General features: G+C 44.4%; 9 protein-coding genes. 6 read left to right on the top strand and 3 right to left on the bottom strand.

Annotated elements, in window-relative coordinates; genetic code table 11:
• Positions 1-288 precede the first annotated feature (288 nt).
• Positions 289-546: a hypothetical protein gene (locus B3M90_RS00005; RefSeq protein WP_035407462.1), complete on the bottom strand. Its 258-nt coding sequence runs from the start codon at positions 544-546 to the stop codon at positions 289-291.
• 141 nt (positions 547-687) lie between these two features.
• Here B3M90_RS00005 and B3M90_RS00010 point away from each other — a divergent pair, with 141 nt between their 5' ends.
• The 5 genes from B3M90_RS00010 (at position 688) to egtD (ending at position 5,241) form a co-directional block, all read left to right on the top strand.
• Positions 688-1,245 carry a GNAT family N-acetyltransferase gene (locus tag B3M90_RS00010; protein ID WP_290781975.1) on the top strand — a complete coding sequence of 186 codons (558 nt, stop codon included), beginning with the start codon at positions 688-690 and terminating at the stop codon, positions 1,243-1,245.
• Entirely contained in the window at positions 1,232-1,738 is a 507-nt protein-coding gene (locus B3M90_RS00015; protein WP_290781977.1) for an NUDIX domain-containing protein, read from the top strand. The genes B3M90_RS00010 and B3M90_RS00015 overlap by 14 nt, the downstream gene beginning before the upstream one ends.
• Positions 1,739-1,896: 158 nt before the next feature.
• Complete coding sequence (gene guaC / locus B3M90_RS00020; protein WP_035407471.1) at positions 1,897-2,880, top strand: GMP reductase; 984 nt, start codon at positions 1,897-1,899, stop codon at positions 2,878-2,880.
• 124 nt (positions 2,881-3,004) lie between these two features.
• Complete coding sequence (gene egtB / locus B3M90_RS00025) at positions 3,005-4,285, top strand: ergothioneine biosynthesis protein EgtB (protein ID WP_290781979.1); 1,281 nt, start codon at positions 3,005-3,007, stop codon at positions 4,283-4,285.
• On the top strand, positions 4,285-5,241 hold the full coding sequence (egtD, locus tag B3M90_RS00030) for an L-histidine N(alpha)-methyltransferase (RefSeq protein WP_290781981.1): 957 nt from the start codon (positions 4,285-4,287) through the stop codon (positions 5,239-5,241). The genes egtB and egtD overlap by 1 nt, the downstream gene beginning before the upstream one ends.
• Positions 5,242-5,325: 84 nt before the next feature.
• Here the strand turns inward: egtD and B3M90_RS00035 are convergent, their stop codons facing one another.
• Positions 5,326-5,649, bottom strand: a complete 324-nt coding sequence (locus B3M90_RS00035; protein WP_056061877.1) for a hypothetical protein — start codon at positions 5,647-5,649, stop codon at positions 5,326-5,328.
• Positions 5,650-5,688: 39 nt separating this feature from the next.
• On the bottom strand, positions 5,689-6,807 hold the full coding sequence (locus tag B3M90_RS00040; protein WP_035407485.1) for an NAD(P)/FAD-dependent oxidoreductase: 1,119 nt from the start codon (positions 6,805-6,807) through the stop codon (positions 5,689-5,691).
• A 284-nt stretch (positions 6,808-7,091) separates the two neighbouring features.
• Here B3M90_RS00040 and B3M90_RS00045 point away from each other — a divergent pair, with 284 nt between their 5' ends.
• Positions 7,092-7,640 carry a hypothetical protein gene (locus tag B3M90_RS00045; protein WP_290781983.1) on the top strand — a complete coding sequence of 183 codons (549 nt, stop codon included), beginning with the start codon at positions 7,092-7,094 and terminating at the stop codon, positions 7,638-7,640.
• Positions 7,641-7,930 lie beyond the last annotated feature (290 nt).

Here is a 7,930-nt window from a genome sequence, read left to right on the forward strand (position 1 = left end):
CCTTTTTCTGCGTTAAACCATTTTACTTTACCTTGTTCCATGTGTATTGCCTCCTGCGTGTGACTGGCACACTGATTATTACTACCGTGATCAATTTCATCGAATATAAAGTGAAACACTTCGTATCTCCACCGAACAACAATAATTACTTAATAATATAGCATGCCCGTATCGAAAAAGAAAGGACAAAACAAAAAAAGAACAAAGTAAGCTGTTCTTCTCTAAATACATCATTGAATTAAAGGGTTCATTTTACCTGTGTCGAAAGGGTATAACTGATTCTTTCAATTAAGTCGGAATATGTTCTCTTTTACTACTGAGTTGTCGTAATGTATGCAAAATGAATCCTTGGAAGTTCGGGTAACGTGTCGGTTGTTCCCAAACAGTGCGGAATAACTCGGTCATTGCAGAATGAATAAGTGCTTCATCAACCTGTGTACGACGAAATAAAAGAAAGAGTGTTTTTTCGTAACGATCGTATAATCGTTCGAGCGCGACAGAATCACGCCGTTTGATTTGATTGAGCAAATCAGTGTCTGAATACATAGGTCACTCCTTCTTCGACAGTTTTCTTTATAGCATGCTGTCACTGTAATGTAATGAACTATTATGTAGATTCCCGCTGGATGAATTATGAAACACGCAAACTTCTTGAACTAAAGATAATAATCTAAAGGAGGAAAAATGATGTTGCCTATATATATTCGTCCGTATGTCTTAGATGATGCGGCAGTTATTCTTGAGATGAACTTACGAAATCGTGAACACTTCGAATACTGGATGCCAGTTAAGCCGTCACCTGAACAGTACACGTTAGAGGGGCAGCGGGAACGAATTTTTCGTCATCAAGAGTTGATGAAACAAGATGCGTATTATGCTTACGGTGTTTATTTAACAGAGAATGATCAATTGATTGGCGATGTCTCAGCGATGTTCATCCAGCGTGGACAAGCCGAGACGTGCATGATCGGCTATCAGTTAGATGAAGCTTATGGCGGAAAAGGATTTATGGCTCAAGCAGTTGGATTGTTCGTAGACCATCTATTTGATGTCCATCAGTTCCACCGGATTCGTGCTGAGGTCATGCCGGGGAACATCGGATCAATCCGAGTTCTTGAAAAAGTCGGATTTCGTAAAGAAGGAATCGCGAAACAAAATCTCTTCATCAATGATGCCTGGGAAGATTTTATTCTGTTTGCTCTATTAAAAGAAGACCGGGAGGAGTCACGTCATGCCAATCTCTGATTATTATGCCAATCTACGGCGATATGTCGGAACACAACGTCTGTTTACACCATGCGTCGCAGCAATCATTCGAAACGAAGCAGGGCATATCCTTTTCCAAGATCCAGGTGGTCCGTTTTGGAGTTTGTCTGCCGGGGTGATTGAACTAGGAGAATCCCCTGCACAAGCAGTCATTCGCGAAGTCTATGAAGAAACGGGTCTATTCGTTCGACCCGTCCGACTAATCGCGACATTTGGTGGGGAATCGTTTCGACTTACGTACCCTGACGGAAACGAGGTCGAGTATGTAGCAACGATGTTCGAATGTGAGGTAGTCAGTGGGACGCTCGAGGCCATTGATGGGGAATCTAAGCAACTGGCTTATTTTCCAAAAAATGAGCGTCCGCCACTTGCCTTGCCTTATCCTGATCAAGTGTTTGAGAAATCGGAGGCATCGAGTTTTTTCGAGTGGGAAGAACAATGGTTGACTGATTTACAACAACAATATTGTTAAAATCCGAACATTATTTTTTTGTTTACTAAAAAAGTTCATGAAAAATCTTAAAAACACGAAAATTTCTTTGACACCATGATAACAGTTCGTTATAGTGGTCAAGGGGCGAATGATTATCGCCGATATACAAAAAATATTCGTTATTAGAGGTGTTATTCATGGATGTAGTATTCGATTATGAAGATATTCAATTAATTCCAGCAAAATCAATCGTTGGTAGTCGTTCGGAATGTGATACGTCAGTCGAGTTCGGCGGTCGTCGTTTCAAGCTTCCGGTCGTACCCGCAAACATGCAAACGATCATTGATGAATCGATTGCTTTGTTCTTAGCTGAAGGCGATTATTTCTATATCATGCATCGATTCGAACCGGCACGTCGCCTAGCGTTCGTTCGTATGATGCAAGAGCGTCAACTGTTCGCTTCGATTAGCGTGGGTGTCAAGGAAGAAGAATATCAGCTGATCGAACAGCTCGCGACAGAGGGGCTAACTCCTGAATACATCACAATTGATATCGCACACGGTCATTCGGAAGCAGTCATTCAGATGATTCGCCACATCAAGTCGCTTTTGCCAACAAGTTTCGTTATTGCTGGAAACGTCGGTACACCGGAAGCGGTACGCGAACTTGAGAACGCAGGAGCAGACGCAACAAAAGTCGGGATTGGACCAGGTAAAGTTTGTATCACGAAAATTAAAACAGGGTTCGGTACAGGTGGTTGGCAACTCGCAGCACTTCGTTGGTGTGCGAAGGCAGCAAGCAAACCGATTATCGCCGATGGTGGTATTCGGACGCATGGGGATATCGCGAAGTCGGTTCGGTTCGGTGCTTCGATGGTCATGATCGGTTCACTTTTCGCAGGGCATGAAGAATCGCCTGGTGAGACACATGAAGTGGACGGGGTGCTCGTCAAGGAATATTTCGGTTCTGCTTCTGAGTTCCAAAAAGGCGAACGCAAGAATGTTGAAGGGAAAAAGATGTTCGTCGAGCATAAAGGAAGTCTAGCAGATACATTGATTGAAATGGAGCAAGATTTGCAATCAGCGATCTCATACGCTGGTGGAAATAAATTGAAGGCGATTCGGACGGTCGACTACGTTGTCGTCAAAAACTCGATCTTCAACGGTGATAAAGTATTTTAAGTATGATGAATCCGCTCTTAACAGAGCGGACTTTTTTTGTTTCCTTAGCATAACTCTTCCATAGGAGGGGTATAAGTCAAATGGACCAAAAAATTCGGAATATTTTGGATAGGGAGTGATTGACATGCTATTTGAAACGACATCGTACTTAATTGAAAAATTCGCAACCGTTCGCAACCAAACGATCGCCTTAATCGAACCGCTCGAAGCAGAGGATTTCATCATTCAAGCTAGTTCAGACGTGAGTCCGCCAAAATGGCACATTGCTCATACGACTTGGTTTTTTGAACGGATGATACTACAGGAATATAGTGAAAACTATCAAGTCTTCCATCCGAAATACAATTATTTGTTTAACTCGTACTACAATTCAATCGGACCTTATCAACCTCGTCAACAACGGGGAATGTTGTCACGTCCGACCGTCGAGGACATCATCGCTTACAGGGCATATGTCGATGGACAAATGATCGAGTTCTTGAAAGAAGAACGGACTCCAGAAGATCAACGAAAAATCGAAGCATTGGTCGAGATGGGACTACAACACGAACAACAACATCAGGAATTGATTTTGATGGACGTGAAGTATAACTTTTTCACGAATCCGTTATTACCTGCCTATCAGTCAAAGTCGTTAGAACCAGACGTGCCTGAAAATGCACTCATGGAAACATCCTTTATTCCATTTGAGGAAGGACTCGTCGAGATTGGTCATACAGGAGACGGTTTTGCGTTTGATAACGAGAGTCCGCGCCATAAAACGTGGCTGCATCCGTTTGAATTAGCGACACGTCCTGTCACGAACGGGGAGTATTTGGCGTTTATTGAAGCAGGTGGCTATGAAAAGTCAGAGTATTGGTTATCTGATGGCTTTGCGACGGTTCAAAAAGAAGGCTGGAAAGCGCCATTATATTGGATGAAGGATGACGCGGGAGAATGGACGATCTTTACGATGAATGGCGTCGAACCATTGCGGCTCGACGAACCAGTCTGTCACGTTAGCTTTTATGAGGCGGATGCTTACAGCCGTTTTAAAGGGAAGCGTTTGCCGACAGAAGCGGAATGGGAATGGGCTTCTCGTCAAGTCGATTCCGTTACGAAGCGCAACATGATGGGAAACGGTACGTTTCATCCAGTCGTAGTCAAAGAGTCAGAGACGACGCTTGCAAGCATGTTCGGTAACGTCTGGGAATGGACATCAAGTCCTTATAGTTCGTACCCAGGCAGTAAACCACTCGAGGGAGCACTTGGAGAGTACAATGCGAAGTTCATGTGTAATCAAATGGTACTACGTGGAGGAGCGTGCGTGACGCCTGACGATCATATTCGCGAGACGTACCGAAACTTCTTCCCACCCGATAAACGCTGGTTATTTGGCGGCTTCCGATTGGCGGGTGATGTGTGATGCGCGAGACGGTCATTAGCTACGATTTATATACGCCGCAACAAAACATGCGTTTAGAAGTCATCGAAGGTCTGATGCGCGAACAAAAAGTCTTACCGGCGAAATATTTTTATGATCATATCGGCTCCCAGTTGTTCGAGCAGATCACGCAACAACCGGAATATTATCCGACACGAACGGAACTTGCTATCTTGGAGCAACACCGAGCGGAAATCGCTCAGAGTATTGGGGATGTGCATACACTGATCGAATATGGAAGCGGAAGCAGTCGTAAAATCCAGATGTTGCTTGAGACGTTTACGCACTTGGATACGTACATGCCGATCGACATCTCAAAAGACTTTTTGATGGAATCTGCTCGTCAATTATCGGAGCGGTATCCTGCATTGCATATTAAAGCTGTTTGTGGAGATTATTCACAAGCCATTTCCTTACCGGTAGAGGAGTCTCAAAAACGGGTCATCTTTTTCCCGGGATCGACGATCGGGAACTTTGAACCGGAGGAAGCGATGCACTTTTTACGTCATTCATCGCGGATCCTTGAAAGTGGAGATGGATTCTTGATCGGCGTTGATCTAAAAAAATCGACCGATGTCCTTGAACGTGCTTATAACGATGTAGCCGGTGTCACGGCAGCATTCAATTTGAACATGTTGACGCACTTGAACCAGATGCTCGATGGAACGTTTGATGTGACCCGATTTAAACATCATGCTTTTTATAATGAAGAAAAAGGACGAATCGAAATGCATCTTCGGAGTCAACTTGATCAATTAGTACAAGTCGGAGACGTGACGGTTCCGTTTAAACAGGGGGAGACGGTTCATACGGAGAACTCCTATAAATACAGTAAAGAAGAGTTTGAGACTCTCGCTCGTCAAAGTGGTTTTCATCCGGTCAATTGCTGGATCGATGACGATGAACGATTCAGCGTGCATTATTTAGAAAAAATGTAACGGCGTCATAATTAAAAAACACTCCTACACGTAAGCTTCCGTTAAAAGCATGACTGGGGAGTGTTTTTCATAGGTTAAAGTGTCTTATTCGATCCGTGCACCTTCAGGTATCGGATGTTCCGGCACGACGAGAATCGGCATCCATTGCTCTGAACGCCCAATCTCAAGCACTCGTCCGGACTCTTCTGGCGTACGACCAGGTACGTTGAGTACAGCAATCGCTTGTTTTCCAAGCAGCTCGTGGACATCAGGTCGTAGTGAATCCCAAGCGAGTGAAAAAGAACGTGTAAATCCGTCGAATTGTAGCTCAAGCTGAATTGAGCCATCCGTGCGATTCGAAATCGACTGGATCGTACCGACACGAATATCTAAAGCATCAAATAATTCAAGTGAAACTACTGGTTTCATGGACAATGACGTACTTCCTTTCAAAAAGCATAAAGTGAGTTAGGAGTCGAAAGAGACGTATGTCGGCTCATAGGTCTGCCATTCGATATCAAGCGTTTGATGATTTGCAAGCTTCGCTAATTGGCTACCGAGATAAGGTCCGATCGTCAAACCGGATGCGCCGAGTCCGTTTGCTAAGAACACGTTTGGATGATTTTGAAGCGGTCCGATTACTGGTAACGAGTTTTTTGTATAGGGACGTAAGCCGATTCGGAGTTCATCAATTGTCGTTTCCTCGAGACTTGGTAAGACAGGTAAAGCACGATTCAATAAAGCATGCATTCCTTTGACGGTCGGCTTTAAGTTGTAATCGGTCTGTTTCTCGTGTGTCGAACCGACGATCAGTTTCTTTTCGTGGATCGAAACCAGGTACAATCCGCGTTGTCCCATGACGACTGGCCACGTCGTTGATGTAGAATCCGTCAAGTCGAGTTGTAGGATTTGTCCCTTCTCTGGGTGCAAATCGATTTTAAGGTCAAGTGGCCGAAGAAGGTCATTCAACCAAACGCCTGCCGTTAAAATGAAGTGGTCTGCCGAGTACTGTTCGTTTTCCATGGTTATACCGGTGACGACTCCTTTGTCTACGACAAGAGATGCATCTCCTTCTAGTACAGTCGCACCGTGTTCGACAGCACCACGGATCATAGCGGCACATAAGGCACGTCCATCAACACGTGCACCGCCAGAGACGAATAAGGCATCTTCGATCTGTTCAACGAGCGGAAACAGCGTTTTGACACGTTCTTGATCGAGTCGTTCGATCCGTTCGATAGCAGGGGCTTCTGGAAAGCGGTTTTGCGCAATCGTCTCCATCTTATCGATTTTTGATGTTTCGTGTAAGGCAATCGCTCCAACTTGCTGATAACCTGTGCTCGTCTCGCCGAGTGCTTCGAGTTCAGGAATCAATGTCTTGTAAAAATGAGCACCGTTATTCGCTAATTTGTACCATGCCTTATTTCGTCGTTGTGTCATCCATGGACAGATGATGCCGGCTGCCGCATGGGAGGCGCGACCGGGTTCCTTCCGATCGACGAGTAAGACGCGTTCACCAGCCTTTGATAAATGATAAGCTGTCGAGGCACCAAGAATTCCGGCACCGACAATGATATGGGTGTACATGAAAAATTCAACTCGATTCTATTCAATTGGAATATCTTATATTGTAGCAGTAGAAGATCCGGGCGACTAGCAAGAGTGAGAATCGGATCGGTAGCACATCGAATAATGGGAAATGATGGGGAAAGTGAACTTTTTCGAAACCAATCACGTATACTAAATATACAATTTCTATAAACTGTGAATTAGATGATTAGAAACAGTTGAATTTGGAAACATACCCTTATAGGCATCATGTCCTGTCATCATTGACTTTGAAACGGTCCATCATGAAGGAGGGGAAGGCAATGAATATGAGTCAAGCCATCGTACGCAAACGCTACACGGATCATACTTTATTTTATTCCGCCATCCTAATCTGGAAATTGCTATTCTTCCTGCCACTGCTCATGTTCGTCAACAGTGGCACGGACCATGTGTTTCAAATGTATTTCGTACCGTATCTAACGGTCATCTTGTTGTTTCGCGTGATGACCTACTTCGCGACCTATAAAGCATCTTTTATGGAGATGACGGAAATGGGTCTCTCGCTATCTTTACTCATCGCAGATGTATATTTGATTGCATTGTTCGATATTCCACTTCCGTTTGCTTTAATTATCCTTGCGCTTGCCTTACTCCACTTCAGTGCGGCATTCAGTCGTTTTCGTTGGTTCCGCCGTCGTCTTTGGTTGAATCGGCATCTTGAGATCCTCAATTATTTGACGGATCACGGTGAAGTACCCATTAAAATCGCCGTCATGGCAGAAGATGAAATGCTTGTGACGACGAAGAGTGGAAAAGAGTTTACGTATCGTCAGGTTTATTGGAGCGGATTTTATATTGAACATGGTTGATTGCTATATGAAACGGATTTCTCTTCGGGGAAATCTTTTGAGACTGAAGACAAGTGCAATTGTTCTCTAACGAGAAGGATTGCGCTTTTTTTTTGTTCGACTCGCACCGTTTTCCTGGGACAAGCATCGCGCCGCTTCGCTTCGCTGCAGGGTCGCTCTTGCTTGTTTTTCCCTAGGAAGCGATGTCGAGTGAACAAAATGCTTCTCGGTCCTTCTTCCGGATATAAAAAATGACGCATTACACGCCACTCCTACAGGAAAAAGTGCGATTTTGCGCTGTCAGAGACAAA

The sequence above is a fragment of the Exiguobacterium sp. UBA6309 genome (assembly GCF_002439205.1).
Lineage (GTDB): Bacteria > Bacillota > Bacilli > Exiguobacteriales > Exiguobacteriaceae > Exiguobacterium_A.